Below are 19,205 nucleotides of genomic sequence, written 5' to 3'. Positions count from 1 at the left end.
AGGGGCCGCAATACGCGGCCCCAAGTCAGGTTCTGTTCAGGGGATGCCAAACGTCACCGAGGGAAGTCTTACTCACCCAGCGGGATGATCAGGTTCACGCCGAAGATGGTGCTTTTGGTGCCGGCCTCATCCACGCGGGCCAGGCCGCCGCCGAGGGTGGCGCCGCTTTCGAACTCGTAATCCGCGCCGATGGTGATCAGGTCGGTCTTGCCCGCGCTGTCCAGATCCCGGTGCACCAGACCGCCGGACAGGGTCACGTTGCCGATGGTATAGGCGCCGGTCAGGGTGGCATACAGCGCATCATCCGCCGAGCCGCCGGCGTTCGAGAAGGAGGCCACCTCGCCGTAGAGGTCGAAACCGCCATCAAAGGAATGCGCAAGGCCTGCGACAAAGCCCTGCTCATCATCCGTGTCGTCGGCGCCGACGCTCAGGTGGCGGGCGCCGATGTGGTAACGGGTGCTGCCCGCCTCTTGCGTCCACTGAATGGCAAAGTTGTCCAGCTCGCCGGTGTTGCCTGCGCCGCCGTCTGCGGTGGTGGTGCGGCCGCGCCGGTACCCGACGGAGCGGCTGAGGCCGGAATCATCCGCATAGAACACGCCAAAGGACAAGGTGCCCGCGCCGTTCAGCTCGACATCGGCCAGGATGCCGATCTGCTCGACCAGTTCGTAATCCTCTGCGATGGAGCTGCCGAAATAGCCGGCCGCATCATCCCAGGCGGTGCCGAAGACGGGCGCGAGCTTACCCGCCGAGACGGTGGTGGCTGCGCCGATGCCGAAGGAGACGCCCAGCTCTTCGATATAGACGCCCATATCGTCAAAGGTGCGGTCATCGGCGGCGTCGGTCAGCGACTCGGCGGTGACAGTGGCAAACAGCTCCACGCCGTTGCCAAAACTGTAGGCGCCGGAGGCCGTGATCACGGCAAAGGTGTCGCGGATCTCGGCAGTGGCGTCATCGGAGGAGACAACGCTTTCATTGGCAAGCTCGATTTCACCTTCCCAGCTGAAGCCCTGGGCCAGGGCTGCGTTTGCGCACAGGAAGACAGGGGCGCTGAGGGCCAGCGCCGCGGAAGCTTTGATTTTCATTGGGGAATTCTTCTTTCTGGTGAGGAGCCTGGCTGCTGGTGCCGGCCGGGCTCCTCCAATTTTGATTCTGTTATGTTATTACGTACCGCACCCTATTCGAAGACTGCAGAGGGATTGTCAAGGCTGTCGGAGCCTTCGATGGCAACGCCGCCCAGATCCAGGGTTATGACAACGCGCTCGATCGAGCGGGTCTGATCGATCAGCCCGTTCACACCACCCATCACCAGTGCTTCGCCGGCTTTGTTGCCCTGCGCCAGCATCTGGTCATAGGACAGGCCTGCCTCGGCTGCGGTCTTGATACGGCCAAGCGCCTGCATGGTGGTCGACAGCTTGCCGCGCATCTCAGTGTCCAGACCGGCGTCCTTGGCGGCGACCAGATCGGACAGCGACGCACCCGAGACCAGTTCGCCGTTCACCCGGACGTATTCGCCGAGATAGACATTCTGCACGCCCAAACCATCATAATAGTGGCTGTTGTGGGTGTTGTCGGAGAAGCAGTCATGCTCTTCCTCCGGGTCGTTCAGCATCAGGCCCAGGCGCATACGTTCGCCGGCCTGCTCGCCATATGACAGCGACCCCATGCCGGTCAGCATCGCGGTGATGCCGGCGTTTTCATCTGCCAGCAGGGTGGTGCGGGCGTTGCCTTCGGCGGCCCACTGTGCGGCGATCCATTCCAGGTCATTGATCAGCAGCTCGGTTGCCGCCTGCAGGTATTCGCCGCGGCGGTCGCAGTTGCCGCCGGTGCAGGCGTCGCCTGCCGCATAGTCGGTCCAGGGGCGGTCGCCGGCGCCATGTTCGGTGCCCTTCAGGTCCTGGCCCCACAGCAGGAATTCAATGGCGTGGTAGCCGGTGGCGACGTTCGCCTCGACCCCGTCAGCCTCGTGCAGGGCGCCTTCCAGCAGGTCCGGGGTGATCTTGGCGGCGTCGATGGCTTTGCCGGACAGTTCAAAGCTGGGGTTGGCAATGATGTTCAGCGACGCCAGGGTGTTTTCATCGGTCGGGCCGCCGTATGAGGCGTCAACATAATCGATCAGGCCTTCGTCCAGCGGCCAGGCGTTCACCTTGCCTTCCCAGTCGTCGACGATGGCGTTGCCGAAACGGAAAACCTCGGACTGCTGATAAGGCACGCGGGCGGCAATCCAGGCGGTGCGGGCGGCTTCCAGGTTTTCGGCTGAGGGATGCGCGACCAGCGCGTCAATAGCGGCCTTCAGTACCTGGGCTGTGGCCAGGCTGTCCTGGTACTTGGCCTCGGCGATATTGGCATAGTTGGTCAGCACCGCAGCCTTGTCGGCGGCAAAGGCTGTGGTGGCGCCAAAGGCGAGACCGGCAAGGGCAGTGCCCGTGAGAAACAGGGATTTCATCAGCTAATTCCTTAGTTCAATGTTGAATTCAGTGGAGAGTGACAGTGGCGGGGCGGGCCGGTCGCAGCAGTGGGCGCGGCCTCATGATCTGCTGCATCAGCAGGCCGCAGTCAGATGCCAGCTGCGTCAGTTCAGAGGCTTTGCGCGGGGTGACGATCAGCGAGGCAAGGATATGCGCATCGTCCTTCTGGCCCTCGGCAGCACAGGCAAGGAGGTTGGCAAAGCAGTTCTCATCCGCGCCAAGGCATTTGCAGGTCATGCCGTGGCGCACCAGCGGGCGGCGGCCATGGGTGGCGCAGAAATTGCAAAGATAGCCAAAGGCCTCAAACGCGGCCGTGGCCATTTCCGGGCCGAAGTTCATCTCGAAATCGCGGCGCATCTGGCCGCGGGTCTCGGCGCCGGAAAACCAGTGGCGCAGATAGATCACCGCGCCGGCTTCCAGCGGCGGCAGGTCGGACAGGGTGCCGACGGTCACGCCGCCGCGGGGAGAGGATTGCACAGTGCTCATGCCGGTGTGCTCACTTGGTCAGGATCAGCTTGCCTGCGCGGGTGATGCGCAGCGAATAGATCTGCCCGTTCAGCAGAATACGGGCCTGCGCGCCGCCGCGGGTCAGATCCTCGGCGTGGTAGGTGGGAAACACTTCGGTGGTTGCGGTGGTCGGCACCGGCTTGGAGGCAATCTGGTTCATATCTTCCGCCCATTGCTGAATTCCGCCCTGTCCAGAAGCCATTCCAGACAAAAACCGGACAGAGCGCCGGACGGCGCAAAGACCTGCGGCCACAATTGGCGCATGTCTTCGGGCTCCAGCTCATTTGTCTGCGGGCCGCGGTGGCGGCTGTCTCTGGTCGGCATGGGGGGCGATCTCGGTTGATTACACGTCGCTCGGGCTCGCCTGATCCGAGTCAGGCTGGCTGGAATGCTGTATACCTGAATTATTCACTCAGGTATGTCAATCTGAGTTTTTTACTAAGAAATAAAAACCCCTTGCGCGCAAGGAGATGCCTTTGAAAACAGCGTGCCAAGGAGGGCTTTCGCATAGGCAAAGTCAGCCACTCAGCAGGAGGCGCTGTGGCTGATCCTATTGGTTCCTCACCGGCCAGCCGCTGCTTTGCAAAAGACGCGGGTCGGCATAAGGTCGGTCTTGTTCCGCTATCAGGGAGGGGACAGTGATTGATCACGTGACTTTCGGCGTAACCGGTTTTGACCGTTCAGCTGCATTTTACGACAGCGCCTTTGCGCCCCTGGGGGTTGCGCGGCTGTTCACTGTTCCGCTCGAGCACACGGATGGCGTCAAGGTTGCCGGGTACGGCGACACCCGCCCGTGGTTCTGGCTCGCTGAAGAAGACGCAACAACCGGTAAGCTGCATATCGCCCTGACGGCCCGTGACCGTGCCAGTGTGGATGCATTCCATGCCGCCGCCCTTTTGGCGGGCGGAACAAACAATGGGGCGCCGGGCCTCAGACCGCATTATCATCCGGGCTACTATGGCGCGTTTGTCCTGGATCCTGACGGGCACAACATCGAAGCGGTCTGCCACACACCTGCAGCATAGCCTGCCTGTTCCGCTGTCTGCTGAAACAGGGAGACAAGACAAGCCGGGCAAAGCAAAACCCCGCCATACTGACGGGGTTCGCGCAATCTCAGGCCGCCTCGCCGGGGCGGTTCATGCGGTCTGGGGGCTCAGCTGCGGGTGCCGGAGAAGCGCGCCTGCCAATCCTCGCGCTGCTCGTCGGTGATCTTGGCAAAAAGCACTTCGGGCACGGTGAAGCTGTGGCCCGCGGGCAGGGCGGCCAGGGCTGCTGCCGCATCTTCGGGCCAGTTGCGGTCGTCCGAGTTCATAGCGGCCATCAGCGTGTCCGAAGCCTGCGGGATGAAGGGGGCCGAAAGCACCGCGTAAAGGCGGATCAGGTTCAGGCCCAGACGCACCTGTGCGGCGGCGCGGTCAGGGTCTTGCTTGAACACCGACCAGGGTGCCGCGGACTGCAGATATTCGTTGCCCGCGACCCAGATCGCCCGCAGCTCCTGCGCCGATTTGCGGACCTCCATCGCCTCCATATGGCGCTCATAGGCGCGGATGCGGGTGGTCAGCTCGTTGATCAGTGCCTGTTCCTGTTCGCCGTATTCGCCAGCTGCCGGAACTTCCTCGCCGAACTTGGAACGGCAGAATTTGGTGATACGTGAAACGAAGTTGCCCAGCACGTCCGCCAGATCCTTGTTCACCGACTGCTGGAAGTTCTCCCAGGTGAACTCGGAATCGCTGCTTTCCGGTGCATGGCTCAGCAGCCACCAGCGCCAGTAGTCCGCAGGCAGGATCTCCAGCGCCTGGTCCATGAACACGCCGCGCCCCTGGCTGGTCGAGAACTGGCCGCCGTCATAGTTCAGGTAGTTGAACGACTTCAGGTGGTCGACCATCTTCCACGGCTCGCCGGAGCCGAGGATGGTGGCCGGGAACGACAGCGTGTGGAAGGGGACGTTGTCCTTGCCCATGAACTGGACGTATTTGACGTCCTCGGCGCCCTTGTCGGTGCGCCACCAGCGCTGCCAGTCGGCGTCGGATTTGCCATTGGCTTCGGCCCATTCGCCAGCGGCGGCGATGTATTCGATCGGTGCGTCGAACCAGACGTAGAAGACCTTGCCCTCCATGCCGGGCCAGTCTTCGCCGCCCTTCTTGACTGGCACGCCCCAGTCCAGATCGCGGGTGATGCCGCGGTCCTGCAACCCGTCGCCGTCATGCAGCCACTTCTTGGCGATCGAGGTGGTCAGGATGGGCCAGTCGTGTTTGCTGTCGATCCAGGCGTCCAGTTGGTCCTTCAGCTGCGACTGGCACAGATACAGGTGCTTGGTCTCGCGCACTTCCAGATCGGTGGAGCCGGACACGGCGGAACGCGGGTTGATCAGGTCGGTGGGGTCCAGCTGCTTGGTGCATTCCTCGCACTGGTCGCCGCGGGCGCGCTCATAGCCGCAGTTGGGGCAGGTGCCCTCGATATAGCGGTCGGGAAGGAAGCGGCCGTCAGCGTTGGAATAGACCTGCTTTTCGGTCACTTCGCGGATCAGTCCGGCCTCGGCCAACTTGCCTGCGAAATGCTGGGTCAGGGCGTGGTTCTGCGGGCTGGAAGAACGGCCGAAATGGTCGAACGACAGCGCAAAGCCCTTGGCAATCTCCGACTGGACGGCGTGCATTTCGGCGCAGTATTCCGCAACCGGTTTGTCCGCCTTGGCAGCGGCCAGTTCGGCGGGCGTGCCATGCTCGTCAGTGGCGCAGAGGAACATCACCTCGTTGCCGCGTCCGCGCTGGAACCGGGCGTACAGGTCGGCCGGCAGCTGCGAGCCCACCAGGTTGCCCAGATGCTTGATCCCGTTGATGTAGGGAATCGCCGAAGTGATCAGAATGCGTGCCATGCTATCCATCCAGGTAATGCGTCAAAGGTCCGTCTACCGCATGGCGCAGGCGGCGGAAACCCCTGGTGTGCGCCGGGCGGGACACAGCTGGCGGAGAGACAGGCAAATTGCTCGCCCTGCGCAGGGCGGCAATTTGCCCACTGCCCCCGGCGTTGAGATTTTCGGGAAGGAATGCTGTTTGTAAACATATCCTTAAAAGGTTCTGACCTCTTTACCGGCGCTTGCGGGAGCGTTTCAAAAGGCGGCCGATGGTGAAGGAGGTGCGCGGCGCATAGACATAATTGGTGCGTTCTTCGGGGGTCGGGCGCACTTTCATCCGGCTGAGTCCGAAGGCGATCAGCAGCACATGGCCGCAGGCCACATAGGCAAACAGGGCAGGGGGTCCGTAAAAGCTGATCAACGCTGAGGAGACATAGGGGCTGGCGATGGCGCCCAAAGCAAAGAAGAACATCAGCGCTGCGGCCAGCTCCACCCGCTCTTCCGATGTCGCAAAGTCGTTGGCGTGCGCGGCGGAGACCGAAAAGATCGGGAAGGTAGTGAACCCGAAGAACCCCGCCGCCAGCATCACCCCCAGGGTGCCGGTGCCGCTGGCAGCCATGGTGACAGCGCAGCTGAAGATGGCAGCCACGGAAAGCCAGATCAGCACCCATCGGCGGTCGTATTTGTCGGCCAGCCAGCCCATCGGGTATTGCGCCAGCGCGCCGCCCAGCACGAAGGAGGCGAGGAAAAAGGCGATCTGGCCGATCTCCAGCCCGACTTCCTGGCCATAGACCGGGCCGACCATCCGGAACGAGGCAGAGCTGAGCGCGGCCACGATCACCCCCGCCACCGCCAGCGGCGAACAGCGCCAGGCCAGTTTGGGGCGCAGCCGCGGCGCATCGGGGGTTTCCGGCTGGCTGGCTTTGGTCAGGGTCAGGGGCAGCAGCGCCGCGCAGCAAACCACCGCCAGAAGGTTGTAGGAGATATAGACCGCAGGCGGCAGCACCGCGATGATCAGCTGCGCCGCCAGCGAGGCGCTCATGTCTGCTATCCGGTAGGTGCCCATGGCGCGGCCGCGGTTTTCATTGGTGACCTTGGCGTTGAGCCAGGCCTCGATCACCGTATAGGCGCCGGCCACGCAGAGGCCGGAAGCAATCCGCATTGCCGCCCAGGCATAGGGGTTTTCGGTGAGCGTGTGGCCCAGCAGCCCCATCGCCCCAAGTGCTGTGCAGACCGCAAAGGCGCGGGAATGGCCGACATTGCCCATCAGCCGTGGCGCCCACCAGCAGCCGATGAAGAAGCCGAAGAAATGGGCCGAGCCGAGGAGGCCGATCTGCTCTTTGGTGAAATTCAGCGTCAGGCCTGAGATGGCATCGAGCGGGCCGACGCCTCCGGTCGACAGCTGCAGCAGGATGACGGAAAGGAACAGGGCGGCAAAGGAGATGATCAGGCGCATAACGGCCCGACCATGACAGGCTGCGGCGGCATTGCCAGCCGGTTTCCGCCATTGCCGTGTCGTATTCTTGCGGGGCGGTGTTTTTCGGCACCGGGCGCGGCCCAAGGCTCAGCCCGCCAGGCGGATGCGGGCCTTGATGGCGAGGGTCACCTGGTCGGCAACCAGATCCGGATAGCCGACGGCGCCGAAGGCCTTGCGGCTGAGGCTGCCGCTGAGATGCACGTCCAGTTCGCGCAAGTCATCCGCAGCGGTACCGGGCCGGCGGTAGAGCGCGGATTGCAAGGCCAGCGGCCGGGTGGTTCCGCGCAGGGTCAGTTCGCCGCAGATCTGCGCGCCGCCGGAGAGCCGCCCGTCAGGCCCGAGGCGGACGCGGGTCGAGCGGAAGCGGATCTCCGGGAAACGTGCGGTGTTGAGCACGCCGGGGCTTTTCAGTGCTTCGGTGGCAAAGATCAGCCCGGTCCGGGCGCGGCTGGCGTCGAGGGTGATATCGGCCTGGCTGCGGGCCAGGTTCTGCGGATCAATCCGGATGCGGGCGGTTCGCACCGGGATCCTTCCATGCTGCGGCTGGCCGCTGAGCCGGAAGGTGAATCGCACCTCGGTGGCATCTGGCATCAACCGGTAAGGCAGTGCCGCAGCCTGCAGCCTGTATGGGGCCAGCAGGCCTGCGGCCAGGCAGGTGATCAGGGTCCGCCGGTGCATCCAGGGGGGGCTCATGCGGGGTTTTCTTCTCTGCTATCCATGCTGCGCTCTGAGCTTATCCGGGTTTTCCGCTGCAGGCTGTTCACTTTCGCGGGTGCGCCTGTGAAGCGCCGGTGTGCTCCCGCCAGGCTTCAGCTTTCTGGCAAAAGCTTCAGCCTGTTGGGCCCGGCACCGGGCTCTGCCCGGTGCCGGGCCCAAGGCCGCTAAGGCGGTGCTGGCGCGGGAGGGCATCGTCTTAGTGCCGGGACACGGCTTGGGCGTGCGGGGCTGCGGTGCGGGTGGCAGGATGGCACGAAGCAGGCCGGAGCAGGCTGCTGCCAGAGGCCTGGGCGATCTGCCAGCTGCAAGGCGGCAGGGTGCGGGCGCGCAGGCGCTGCATGGTCTTGCACTTCCGGTTTTTTGCTGCGCCATCCCCGGCTGGGCGGGCCACCCGGGGCTGTGTGCAGGCAGGTCATGGGGTAAGAGATCATGAGAGAAAGGGGTATGGGCAGGCGCCAGGTGCCAGCGGCTTTCGATGCCCTGGGCGCCGCCTGCGCCAGGGGGCAGCAACAGGCCCAACGGCGCCGGGCCGAAGCGCCCGCCTGCCTCTGCCGCCAGATGCAGCCGCCGCACCGGGGTGATGGCGGGCGGCTCAGCCGGTTCCGCCGCCACCAGCGCCGCTGCGCAAGGCTTCCTCCATGGCCCAAAGCTGATCCTCGGTCCGGGCCGCCTGCACGAACAGGACCCGGGCGGGGCCGGCAAATTCCGCCATCCCGTCCGGGTTCAGCTGCTTGCCGCCTTGCGGCGGCGGCAGCCACAAGGGCGGGATCTGTGGCGGCGGCGGATGAGCAGGTGAGCCGGCATGAGAATAAGATGCGTGTTCCATTTTTGCTCTTAAGCGCTGAGCCAGGCCGGGCTTGCGGCAGGCCAGCACAGATGCCGTCAGGTCAGGGCAAGCGTGTCCTCAAGCGCCTGGAAGAAAACAGCTCTCGCATGGTCCTCAATCCAGGGCTTGTGGCCGCAGCGCTGCAGCAGGCGGAAGCTGAAATCCGGAAGGATCTTGCGCAATGGCAGCTCCACGCCATTTGCCGGGTGGGGGTCGTGATCACCATGAAGCGCCGTAACCGGGCAACGGATCCTGGTCGCCTCGCGCAGCAAAGCGCCGGACCGGCGCAAGTCGGCAGCCTCCGGCCAGACGCGGTTGAAGATCTTCCGGTCAAAAGAAATGGCGGGGCGGGGAAGATCCGGCAGCGGTTTGCAAGCTTCCGATTTCTCCAGAAGGTGCAAGGCCTGCGCCAGTCCCGCCGCCGTCTCCATGCCGGAACCGTGCAGTAAGGCGTTCAATTGCTGCCATTCTGCAGGCTGCAAACGGGCCCGCCGCGCTGTTTCGATACCTGCGGCGTGCCGGGCAGTAAACGGCGGGCAGCCCACCAGCACCAGCTTTGAGACCCGCGCCGGATGCCGGGCCGCCAGCAGACAGGCCAGCCAGGCGCCCCAGGAAAAGCCGATCAGAACCGCCGGGCCGGTACAGGCTGTCTCCAGTTGCTGCCGCAATTCGGAAATCTGTCCGGCAATGGATGCTTCCGTTTGCAGCAGTTCCAGCACGCCATGCCCGCGGGTCGCCAGTTCCTGCGCCACAGGCGCCATTTCTCCGGCCGCACCCGGGCCGCCATGCAGCACGGCAGCCGTGAAGGGCGGGGCGCCGTGCCGCCGGGTGGTGCGGGAGACCGGTTTCATCCGGTAAAACTCCGGCTGTGCTTAGCCCTCGCGGGGGGCAACCGGGCCGCCCTGTTTGGCCCATTCGGTAAAGCCGCCCTCCAGATGCACAACCGGCTTCAGACCCATCTCAATCGCGGCTTTGGCGCTGAGCGCCGAGCGCCAGGCGCTGGCGCAGTAGAACACATAGGTTTTGTCCTGATTGAACACCGGCTTGTGATAGGGGCTGTCCGGGTCGATCCAGAATTCCAGCATGCCGCGCGGGCAGGAAAACGCGCCGGGGATCATGCCGCTGCGCTGCAGCTCGCGGATGTCGCGCAGGTCGATGAAGACGTAATCCTCGTCCAGAACCTTCTGCTTGGCCTCCTCGACAGCCATGGTTTCGACGAGGCTGTTTGCCTCGGCCAGCAGCGCCTTGACGCCCTTGGTTATGGTCTGCGGCATCGGGTATCCTTTCCTTAAGTTGCACAGAGGCTGGCCGGTTTGCCGCCTATGTGCAAGCGGCTTGCACTTCCCGGGCAGGGCCTTAGGGTCGCAGGCAAATCCAGGACAGGGGAGCGCGCGGCATGAAACTGAACCCATTGGGACGCACCGGCATGATGGTGTCCGAACTGTGCCTGGGCACGATGACTTTCGGCACCCAGACGCCGGAGGCCGAGGCCCATGCGCAGATCGGCCGCGCGCTGGAGGGCGGCGTGAACTTTGTTGATACCGCCGAGATGTATCCGGTCAATCCGGTGAGTGCAGAGACCCTGGGCAACAGCGAGCGGATCATCGGCAATTGGAATGCGCAGACAGGGCGGCGGGGCGAATACATCCTGGCAACCAAGCATTCCGGCGCGGGGATGCAGCATGTGCGCGACGGGGCGGCGATTTCCTCCAGGACCATCGCGCCTACGATCGAGGAGTCCTTGAGGCGACTGAAGACCGATTACATCGACCTCTACCAGTTTCACTGGCCGAACCGGGGCAGCTATATGTTCCGGCAGAATTGGAGCTATGACCCCTCGGGCCAGAACCGGGAAGAGACGCTGGCCAATATGGAGGACTGCCTGGAAGCGCTGCAGCGCGAGGTGGCGCGCGGCACCATCCGCGCCTTTGGCCTGTCCAATGAGAGCGCCTGGGGCACCGCGCAATGGCTGCGGATCGCGCAGGCGCGAGGCGGGCCGCGGGTGGCGTCGATCCAGAACGAATATTCCCTGGTCTGCCGGATGTATGACACCGATCTGGCGGAACTGAGCGTCAATGAGGATGTGGGCCTGCTGGCGTTTTCGCCGTTGGGCACCGGATTGCTGACCGGCAAGTATCAGGACGGGGCAGTGCCCGAAGGCTCGCGCAAAGCAATCAACCCGGAACTGGGCGGTCGCCACAGCCCGCGGGTTTACGATGCGGTGTCGGCCTATCTGGAGATTGCTAAGCGGCACGGGCTGGATCCGGTTCATATGGCGCTGGCCTGGTGCCGGACTCGGCCGTTTATGGCCTCGGCGATCTTTGGTGCCACCCATATGCCGCAGCTGGAGCATGTGCTGAAATCGGTGGAGCTGGAGCTGAGCCAGGAGGTGCTGGATGAGATCAACGCCGCGCACCGGGCGCACCCGATGCCGTATTGAGCGGCGGCGGCAAGGGGAGAGGCGCCGACCCCTCTTGGCCTTATGGCCAATTCACCCCCGGGATATTTCCAGCCAGGTGAAAGAGATTCTGGCTTTTGCGGCGGCTTTGACCGCGGGCGTTCCGGTCAATGCGCGGTGGGCCTTGCCTGCTCCTGGCGCAGGTCGCGGGCCGAGGTGCCATGCGCAGTGCGGAAGGCGCGGGCGAAGCTCGATTGCGAGGTGAAGCCGGTGGCAATCGCCACCTCCATCAGCGGCAGATCGGTGTCGGTGACCAGGCGGCGGGCCTCGGCCAGGCGCAGCTGCAGGTAGTGGTCCTGCGGCGTGGTATTGAGCCGCAAGCGGAACTGCTGCTGCAGGCTGCGCGGGCTGGTGCCGAGGGTTTCGGCCAGCGCGCTGAGCGGCAGCGGCTCGTCCAGGGCGGCCTCCATCAGCGCATTGGCCTTGGCGGTGAGCGCGTTGTGCTTGTGGCCGCCCAGGCGGCTTTGGGCGCGCGGTTCTGCGGCGGGGCCGTCATACAGGAACAGCCCGGCGACGCGAGCGGCAAAGCCGGCGCCGTGGCGGGCGCTGATGATATGCAGCATCATCTCGATCGCCGGGGTGGCGCCGCCCGAGGTCAGGCGGCCATCGGAGACGGTGAAGCGGTCGTTGCGGACGTCAACCTCGGGGAAGCGGCTGGCGAAGTTTTCCAGATCCTCCCAGTGATTGGTCGCCGGATGGCCGTCCAGCAGCCCGGCCTCGGCCATCAGCCAGGGGCCGCCGTCGATGCCTGCAATGGTGGCGCCGGTGGCGGCAATCCGGCGCAGACCCGCTAACAGGCTGGGGGTGGCATGGCGCGCCAGCTGGAAGCCGGCCACGATGATCAGCAGCTCGCAGCCCTGCAGCCGGGCCAGCGGAAAGCTGGGCACGGTAAGGCCGCTGGTCAGCATCGGCGGCTCATTCGTGGCGCTGACATAATCCCAGTCAAACGCCGCCCGCCCGGCCAGCCGGTTGGCGGCGCGCATCGGGTCAACGGCAGCCGCAAAGGACAGCGTGTTGCATTCATCCAAGACCAGCACCGCGGTTTTCAGCGGCTGATGCTCGGGCTGGAGGATGTTTTTTGCGGATTTCATCAACTTCGATTCGCCTGGTGTAAACTATGCTGCAAAAGGCTGAGGCAGAGTCGCTGCCAGCGCAAATCAGAATCTGGGGAAGAGCCTGGGGATAACCCGCGGCAAAACCCTGTACATTGAAGGGAAAATAAAAATGCCTCTGGAAATGAACCGGGACGTCTTCATTACCTGTGCTGTGACCGGCTCTGGCGGTACCCAGGATCGCAGCCCGCATGTGCCGCGTTCGCCCAAGCAAATCGCCGACAGCGCCATTGCCGCGGCCAAGGCTGGCGCCGCCGTGGTGCACTGCCATGTGCGCGATCCGGAGACCGGGGTGCCAAGCCGTGATCTGGCGCTGTACCGTGAAGTGACCGAGCGGATCCGCGACGCGGAGGTGGACGTGGTTCTGAACCTGACCGCGGGCATGGGCGGCGATATCGTCTTTGGCGGGGTCGAGAACCCGTTTCCGGTGAATGAGGCAGCGACCGACATGATCGGTGCCTCTGAGAGGGTGGCGCACATTGCCGAGTGCCTGCCGGAGATCTGCACGCTGGATTGCGGGACCATGAACTTTGCCGAGGCCGACTACGTGATGACCAACACCCCCGGCGCGCTGCGGGCGATGGGGCAGATGATGACCGATCTGGGTGTGAAGCCGGAGATTGAGGCGTTCGACACCGGCCATCTGTGGTTTGCCAAGCAACTGGTGAAAGAGGGCATTCTCGACAGCCCGGCGCTGGTGCAGCTGTGCATGGGGGTGCCCTGGGGCGCGCCGAATGACCTCAACACCTTTATGGCGATGGTCAACAATGTGCCGGCGGACTGGAACTGGTCGGCGTTCTCGCTGGGCCGGGATCAGATGGCCTATGTGGCGGCGTCTGTTCTGGCGGGCGGCAATGTGCGGGTCGGGCTGGAGGACAACCTATGGCTGGGCAAAGGCCAGCTGGCGGAGAACTGGCAGCTGGTGGAGCGGGCTGGCACCATCATCGAGAACATGGGCAGCAAGCTGATGGGACCGGCGGAGGTGCGCGAGAAGCTGGGGCTGACCAAGCGCGCGCCGGCGGCGCAGTAAGCGGCGACCAGCGGTTTCGTTGAATTGGAGGAATTGGGGGCTGGCCCCCAAGCCCCCAGGATATTTTGGGCCAGAAGAAGAGCCGGGCGGCTCTCAAAGGGAAGCAGATGAAAACAGCAGCAATCATTGGCGGCGGCGTAATCGGCGGCGGCTGGGCCGCGCGGTTCCTTCTGAACGGCTGGGATGTGCGGGTGTTCGACCCGGACCCGGAGGCGGAGCGCAAGATCAGCGAAGTGCTGGGCAATGCGCGGCGCTCTCTGCCCGGTTTGGGCAATGTGGCGCTGCCGGCAGAGGGCAGCCTGACGTTCCACGAGACCATTGCCGAAGCCGTGGACGGCGCGGAGTGGGTTCAGGAGAGCGTGCCGGAGCGGCTGGATCTGAAGCAGAAGGTCTATGCGCAGTTGCAGGCCCATTGCGCGCCGGATGCGGTGATCGGCTCTTCGACTTCCGGCTTCAAGCCGTCGCAATTGCAGGACGGGCGCGAAGCGCCGGGGCAGATCGTGGTGACGCATCCCTTCAACCCGGTCTACCTATTGCCGCTGGTGGAACTGGTCACAACGGCGGCCAATCCGGCAGGTGTGATTGAACGGGCCAAGGAGATCATCTCGGGCCTGGGCATGTACCCGCTGCATCTGAAGAAAGAGATCGACGCGCATGTGGCAGACCGGTTCCTGGAGGCGGTCTGGCGCGAGGCGCTGTGGCTGGTCAAGGACGGCATTGCCACCACCGAGGAGATCGACAACGCCATCCGCTACGGCTTTGGCATCCGCTGGGCGCAGATGGGGCTGTTTGACACGTACCGCGTTGCGGGCGGCGAAGCGGGGATGAAGCATTTCATGGCGCAGTTCGGCCCTTGCCTGTCGTGGCCCTGGACCAAGCTGATGGATGTGCCCGAGTTCAATGACGAGCTGGTGGATCTGATCGCAGGCCAGTCGGATGCGCAATCCGGCCATCTGCCGATCCGCAAGATGGAGCAGATCCGCGACGACAATCTGGTCGGCATGATGCGGGCCCTTGGCAACAACGGCTGGGGTGCGGGTGCGCTGCAGAATGCCCATGACTTTGGCCGCGAAGGCGAGGCCGGGCTGGTGCGCTTGTTTGACGACCTGGAAGATCTGAGCCAGCCGGTGCTGACCCAGAGCCGCGTGGTGCCGCTGGACTGGACTGATTACAACGGCCATATGACCGAGAGCCGGTACCTGGATGCCTTTGCCCAGTCCACCGACCGGCTGATGATAATCATCGGCTGCGATGCGGAGTATATTGCCAATGGCGGCAGCTACTTCACCGCCGAGACCCATATCCGCCATATTGACGAGGTGCATGCGGGCGATCCGATCCAGGTGCGGTCCCGGGTGATCATGGGCGCGGGCAAGAAGATGCATCTGTGGCACGAGATGTTCTCCGGCGAGCGGCTGCTGGCGACAGGGGAGCACATGCTGCTGCATGTGGATCTTGCGACCCGGCGCTCCGCCCCGCCTGCGCCGCATATCGAGGCCAATCTGGTGAAGTTGGCCGAAGCCCATGCGGCACTGCCGGTGCCGGACGGGTTGGGCCGTGCGATCGGAGCGCCGAGATGAGCCGGGTTTTGGTTACCGCCGGCGGTTCCGGCATCGGGTGGGCGATGGCAGAGGGTTTTGCCGCCGCCGGGCATCAGGTCTGGGTCACAGATGTTAGTGCCATGACGCTGGCGGATGTACCGGCAGGCTGGCGCAGCACAGCGGTGGATGCCACCGACGAGGCCGGGGTCAAGGCATTGTTTGCGGAGATCGCCGAGGTCTGGGGCGGGCTGGATGTGCTTTGCGCCAATGCAGGTGTCGCCGGGCCGACTGCGCTGATTGAGGATATCGCGCTAGAGGATTGGCGCAAATGCGTCAGCGTCAACCTGGAGGGCTGCTTTCTGGCGGCAAAGTATGCCGCACCTTTGATGAAGGCGGCGAAGGCCGGGTCGATCATCGTGACGTCCTCGACCGCGGGGCAGTACGGCTATCCCAACCGGGCGCCGTATGCTTCGGCGAAATGGGCGGTGATCGGGCTAATGAAGACATTGGCGATGGAGCTTGGCCCCTTTGGCATCCGCGCCAATGCGGTCTGCCCCGGCGCGGTGGAAGGGCCGCGGATGGAGGGCGTGCTGGAACGCGAGGCGGCGGTCAAGGGAATGACCCGGGACGAGGTCTATGCGGGCTATGCCTCCGGAACCTCGATGGGGCGGTTTGTGGAGGCCGGCGATATTGCCAATATGGCGGTGTTCCTCGGCTCGGACGCGGCGCGGCTGGTGTCGGGGCAGGTTATTGCCGTGGACGGTCATACGGTGAACCCGGACCCGAAGGTGTGAAGCCGGTTGCAATAGAACGGAGACCGCACTTGGCGGGGCGTTTTCCTTTTCGCCTTTCCTGTGCCTTAGGCGGGTAACGTTTCCCGGCGCGGGAAAGGTCCCGGAAAACATGTGTTTCTGTGAGCGACACCTGAACCGCGGCACCTATTGCCTCTGAGGGTTGGGGGAGCGGCCCAGTTCTTCCATCATCTTCTCTCTGAAGACCTCCGCGGGCGTCTTCCACCCAAGGCATTTGCGGGGCGTGTTGTTAAGGCGGTCGCAAATTACTTTCATGTCGTGATCTGAGAGCTGCCGGATATCTTGCTTCCGCGGAAGCCATCGCCGGGCCCGCCGGTTGGTGTTCTCAACCGTGCCCTTTTGCCAAGGCAAGGAGGGGTCGCAAAACCAAGTCTGCGTACCGGTCTGTGCTTGCAGATGCGGCCAGGACACGAATTCGGTGCCGCGGTCGAAAGTGATGGATTTGCGGGCAGCCAGAGGCAAGTCGCTGCTTGCTTTCATGATCTTGCCCCTCTCGGCAGATGGCTTCGCAATCGCCTGACGGGCAAGGCATAACCGGTTTGATACGCTTGTCCGGGTTCTTTAAGAGAACCGTGAAGCGGCTGACGCGCTCAACCATTGAGGTCGCGCTGGACTGTCCAAGGCTTTGTTCGACCAGCATAAGATCTGCTTCCCAGTGGCCGGATTGACGCCTGTGCGCTACGGCGCCGGGCCGGAACAGGATACTGGCATCACGATGGAATTTTGCCTTCTGGCGCTTGCGGGCCCGCCTCGGCCTGCGGGCCGTACGGTGGGCAGGCAGATACCACCAAAGCTCCTGCGCCATACCTTCCTTGGAATAGATGTAGCGGTAGATGGTTTCCTGGCAGACCCGCAGCCTGGCGCCTTCATGGATCATCCGGTTGCCGATCTGTTCTGGCATCCAGCCATTCTTCAGCCGCTCGACGACACGGCGGCACAACTCCGGATGACGGATCAGCTTGCGTTGCCTCGCGCGCCGGCCGGCCGCCATCAGCTGGGCTGCGGCGCCATAACAGCCATCACATTTCGGCAGGCAGGGATCCGAGAAATGGTTCCGCTTCAACTCCCGGAATACCGTCGATCTGCAGCGCCCGAGGGCACGCGCCATCTCGTTCACAGGGACCTTCGCATGCCTCCAGCGTTCAATCTTGCGTCGTTCCGCGATACTCAGCTGGCTGTAAACAGCTCCCATTTCGTTTCCTCTCGTCAGGCAACATGCTGTTTTCTAACAAGAGTCGCAGTTAGGGGGAGCGCGCGCCCTCCAAGCCGGAATTATCGCATAATTCCGGCGCCCCTGCGGGAACGTTCAGGAAATCGCCGCCCTGAGCGCCCTGAGCCGCCCCGGCAATTGCCGCGCCGTGATATCCGCCTCGCGCACCAGATTGTCGAAATGGCTGGTGAAGGTCGCAATCCGCTCCTTGTCGCGGAAGGCCAGGTAATGCGTGCCGGCGTAGAACACACACAGCAGCGGGCCGAAGAGGGTGATCGGTGAGGAATAAAGCCGCTTGGCGTCAAACAGGTAGATGCGCAGGCGGGGGTAAAGCTGCTCGCAGAGGCGTTCGAACTGGGTGAGCTGTTCCAGCCGGACCTCCAGCGGCAGGCCTTCGTAATATCCCACGCCATGGGCAAAGCTGTCGAGCTCATAGAGCGGCATCGCGATTTCATAGTCGGACGGTGATTGGCGCATCCAGGTGAGGCGGTCTTCAGACGCGCCAATGGCCTGATCGGCGGTGCGGCCCAGATGCGGCGCGTATTCCCACTCCAGCAAAGCGCGGGTTTTCAGCATGTCGGGCAGGGCGGCGGGGACGTGACGGATCTTGTAGCCTTCGGCTTCCTGGTGCCAGTCAAAGATTCGCTCATCCACCAAGGCGCGGGGCGCCTCAGAGAGGGTGAGGCTGGAGGCCAGCAATTCCGCCGCACTTTCGGGCCGGTCGGAGAGGCTGAGCAGCCAGTCGGCAGAGACCCCAAGGGCGCCTGCGCAGGCGCCGACCACATGGGCGTTGGGCAGGCGCGCGCCCTCGTCCGTCAAGAGTTGCGAGATGGTAGAGCGGTCGACGCTGACTGCGCGGGCCAGGGCGCTTTGGCTGAGGCCGCTGTCGCGCAGCGCCCGGTTCAGTCTTTGCCGGAACTGCTCAGCCCGCAGACGTTTGTCTATATTTTCTATCATGTGTTTGAAATTATCACATTTGCTGTATTTTGTTAACTACATTCGGAATTCTGAACAGGGCGCGGCTGCGGTAGTTTGGGAACAAGCACTTAGCAGAACTTATCCGGAGGCAGAATGGAAACGCGCAGGCGCTCAATCGTAAAGGCGGTGGTCTGGAACATCCTCGGGCTGGCGACAATGACGCTGGTGGGGCTGATCGCCACCGGATCTGTTAAGGCAGGCGGGATGATGGCACTGGTCAATACCGCCATCGGTTTCACCATCTATCTCATCTACGAGCGCGCCTGGGCAAAGATCACCTGGGGGCGCAGCCATGTCTGAGCGCTGCAGGGAATACATGCCTCGCGGTGTGGAATGGTGCACGCTGTCGCTGATCCTGGCCTGCCATGGCGGCTGGCTAGCGGCGCTGTGGCTGCTGCCATCGGTCAGTCTGGGGCTGACGGTGCTGGCGCTGGGCGTGATGGCGGCGCTGCATTCCTCGCTGACCCATGAGGCACTGCATGGGCATCCGTTCCGCAGCCGCTGGCTGAACGAGTCGCTGATGTTCTTTCCGCTGAGCCTGGCGATCCCCTATGGCCGGTTCCGCGATACCCATCTGGCGCATCACGAGGATGAGCGGCTGACCGATCCCTATGATGATCCGGAGAGTAATTTCCAGGATCCGGCGGTCTGGGCCAAGCTGCCGGGCTGGCGCAAGGGACTGCTGCGGATCAACAACACACTGCTGGGCCGGGTGCTGCTGGGGCCGCTTATGGGGCAGGTCTGCTTCATGGCGGGCGATTGGAAACGGGCGCGCAAGGGCGCGCCGGGCATCGCGCGGGACTGGGTTTTACATGTTCTGGGTCTGGTACCGGTGATCTGGGTGGTGCTGCAGTCGCCGGCGCCGCTGTGGGCTGCGGTGCTGGGTGCCTATCTGGGACTGGGGCTCTTGAAGATCCGCACCTTTCTGGAGCACCGGGCGCATGACTCCGCCAAAGGCCGTACTGTGGTCATCGAGGACAAGGGGCCTTTGGCCTTGCTGTTCCTGAACAACAACCTGCATGTTGTGCATCACATGCATCCGGGCGTGCCCTGGTATGCACTGCCTCGGCTGTATCATTCCCGTAAGCAAGCCTTCCTGGCGGCCAACGATGGCTACTTCTATCGCAACTACATGCAGGTTTTCCGCAACTACCTGCTGCGGGCCAAGGACCCGGTGCCGCATCCGCTCTGGCAGCAGGGAGAGTAAAGGCGCATAAGCGG

General features: G+C 63.8%; 19 protein-coding genes and 1 pseudogene. 7 read left to right on the top strand and 13 right to left on the bottom strand.

Annotated features, from left to right (window positions below; all coding sequences use genetic code 11):
- Positions 1-68: 68 nt before the first annotated feature.
- From AQUI_RS0123725 to hemP, 4 genes are all read right to left on the bottom strand, one after another.
- Positions 69-1,082 (bottom strand): porin, encoded by a 1,014-nt coding sequence (locus AQUI_RS0123725; protein WP_027259752.1) that lies wholly within the window; start codon positions 1,080-1,082, stop codon positions 69-71.
- A 92-nt stretch (positions 1,083-1,174) separates the two neighbouring features.
- Entirely contained in the window at positions 1,175-2,443 is a 1,269-nt protein-coding gene (locus AQUI_RS0123720) for an imelysin family protein (RefSeq protein ID WP_027259751.1), read from the bottom strand.
- A 28-nt stretch (positions 2,444-2,471) separates the two neighbouring features.
- Positions 2,472-2,951, bottom strand: a complete 480-nt coding sequence (locus AQUI_RS0123715) for a hypothetical protein (RefSeq protein ID WP_027259750.1) — start codon at positions 2,949-2,951, stop codon at positions 2,472-2,474.
- Positions 2,952-2,961: 10 nt separating this feature from the next.
- The gene (gene hemP / locus AQUI_RS30290; protein ID WP_024089159.1) at positions 2,962-3,132 is read right to left on the bottom strand and encodes a hemin uptake protein HemP; all 171 of its coding nucleotides are present in this window, start codon (positions 3,130-3,132) and stop codon (positions 2,962-2,964) included.
- Between the two features lie 478 nt (positions 3,133-3,610).
- Between hemP and AQUI_RS0123700 the strand changes: the two genes are divergently transcribed.
- The gene (locus AQUI_RS0123700; protein WP_027259749.1) at positions 3,611-3,997 is read left to right on the top strand and encodes a VOC family protein; all 387 of its coding nucleotides are present in this window, start codon (positions 3,611-3,613) and stop codon (positions 3,995-3,997) included.
- Between the two features lie 128 nt (positions 3,998-4,125).
- On the opposite strand, the gene metG is transcribed toward AQUI_RS0123700, so the two are convergent.
- The 6 genes from metG to AQUI_RS0123665 form a co-directional block, all read right to left on the bottom strand.
- Positions 4,126-5,844, bottom strand: a complete 1,719-nt coding sequence (gene metG, locus AQUI_RS0123695) for a methionine--tRNA ligase (RefSeq protein WP_027259748.1) — start codon at positions 5,842-5,844, stop codon at positions 4,126-4,128.
- A gap of 211 nt (positions 5,845-6,055) precedes the next feature.
- On the bottom strand, positions 6,056-7,279 hold the full coding sequence (locus AQUI_RS0123690) for an MFS transporter (protein ID WP_027259747.1): 1,224 nt from the start codon (positions 7,277-7,279) through the stop codon (positions 6,056-6,058).
- Between the two features lie 108 nt (positions 7,280-7,387).
- Positions 7,388-7,993 carry a YceI family protein gene (locus AQUI_RS0123685; protein ID WP_027259746.1) on the bottom strand — a complete coding sequence of 202 codons (606 nt, stop codon included), beginning with the start codon at positions 7,991-7,993 and terminating at the stop codon, positions 7,388-7,390.
- A gap of 616 nt (positions 7,994-8,609) precedes the next feature.
- Positions 8,610-8,843, bottom strand: coding sequence for a hypothetical protein (locus tag AQUI_RS32370; protein ID WP_027259745.1), 234 nt, complete (start codon positions 8,841-8,843; stop codon positions 8,610-8,612).
- A 56-nt stretch (positions 8,844-8,899) separates the two neighbouring features.
- Complete coding sequence (locus AQUI_RS0123670) at positions 8,900-9,694, bottom strand: alpha/beta fold hydrolase (protein WP_027259744.1); 795 nt, start codon at positions 9,692-9,694, stop codon at positions 8,900-8,902.
- A 21-nt stretch (positions 9,695-9,715) separates the two neighbouring features.
- Positions 9,716-10,117, bottom strand: coding sequence for a rhodanese-like domain-containing protein (locus AQUI_RS0123665; RefSeq protein ID WP_027259743.1), 402 nt, complete (start codon positions 10,115-10,117; stop codon positions 9,716-9,718).
- Positions 10,118-10,239: 122 nt separating this feature from the next.
- On the opposite strand from AQUI_RS0123665, the gene AQUI_RS0123660 reads away from it, so the two are divergent.
- Complete coding sequence (locus AQUI_RS0123660) at positions 10,240-11,283, top strand: aldo/keto reductase (protein WP_027259742.1); 1,044 nt, start codon at positions 10,240-10,242, stop codon at positions 11,281-11,283.
- Between the two features lie 125 nt (positions 11,284-11,408).
- Here AQUI_RS0123660 and AQUI_RS0123655 read toward each other — a convergent pair whose 3' ends face one another.
- Complete coding sequence (locus AQUI_RS0123655; protein WP_027259741.1) at positions 11,409-12,392, bottom strand: GlxA family transcriptional regulator; 984 nt, start codon at positions 12,390-12,392, stop codon at positions 11,409-11,411.
- Positions 12,393-12,525: 133 nt separating this feature from the next.
- On the opposite strand from AQUI_RS0123655, the gene bcoG reads away from it, so the two are divergent.
- From bcoG to AQUI_RS0123640, 3 genes are all read left to right on the top strand, one after another.
- Complete coding sequence (bcoG, locus tag AQUI_RS0123650) at positions 12,526-13,443, top strand: 3-dehydrocarnitine:acetyl-CoA trimethylamine transferase BcoG (RefSeq protein WP_027259740.1); 918 nt, start codon at positions 12,526-12,528, stop codon at positions 13,441-13,443.
- A gap of 107 nt (positions 13,444-13,550) precedes the next feature.
- Positions 13,551-15,023: a carnitine 3-dehydrogenase gene (locus AQUI_RS0123645; RefSeq protein WP_027259739.1), complete on the top strand. Its 1,473-nt coding sequence runs from the start codon at positions 13,551-13,553 to the stop codon at positions 15,021-15,023.
- Positions 15,020-15,778, top strand: coding sequence for an SDR family oxidoreductase (locus AQUI_RS0123640; RefSeq protein ID WP_027259738.1), 759 nt, complete (start codon positions 15,020-15,022; stop codon positions 15,776-15,778). Before AQUI_RS0123645 ends, AQUI_RS0123640 begins: the two co-directional genes overlap by 4 nt.
- A gap of 144 nt (positions 15,779-15,922) precedes the next feature.
- On the opposite strand, the pseudogene AQUI_RS28695 reads toward AQUI_RS0123640, so the two are convergent.
- Positions 15,923-16,988, bottom strand: a pseudogene (locus tag AQUI_RS28695) (IS30 family transposase).
- Between the two features lie 114 nt (positions 16,989-17,102).
- A complete protein-coding gene (locus tag AQUI_RS0123630) occupies positions 17,103-17,963 on the bottom strand; it encodes a helix-turn-helix domain-containing protein (protein ID WP_027259737.1) in 861 nt (286 codons plus the stop codon).
- Positions 17,964-18,077: 114 nt separating this feature from the next.
- Here AQUI_RS0123630 and AQUI_RS0123625 point away from each other — a divergent pair, with 114 nt between their 5' ends.
- Both AQUI_RS0123625 and AQUI_RS0123620 read left to right on the top strand, forming a co-directional pair.
- The gene (locus AQUI_RS0123625) at positions 18,078-18,284 is read left to right on the top strand and encodes a DUF2061 domain-containing protein (RefSeq protein WP_027259736.1); all 207 of its coding nucleotides are present in this window, start codon (positions 18,078-18,080) and stop codon (positions 18,282-18,284) included.
- Positions 18,277-19,191: a fatty acid desaturase gene (locus tag AQUI_RS0123620; protein WP_027259735.1), complete on the top strand. Its 915-nt coding sequence runs from the start codon at positions 18,277-18,279 to the stop codon at positions 19,189-19,191. Before AQUI_RS0123625 ends, AQUI_RS0123620 begins: the two co-directional genes overlap by 8 nt.
- Positions 19,192-19,205 lie beyond the last annotated feature (14 nt).

The organism is Leisingera aquimarina DSM 24565, assembly GCF_000473165.1.
GTDB classification, from domain to species: Bacteria; Pseudomonadota; Alphaproteobacteria; order Rhodobacterales; family Rhodobacteraceae; genus Leisingera; species Leisingera aquimarina.
The sequence above is the reverse complement of the archived record's forward strand: the minus strand, read 5'-3'. Positions and strand labels throughout refer to the sequence as shown.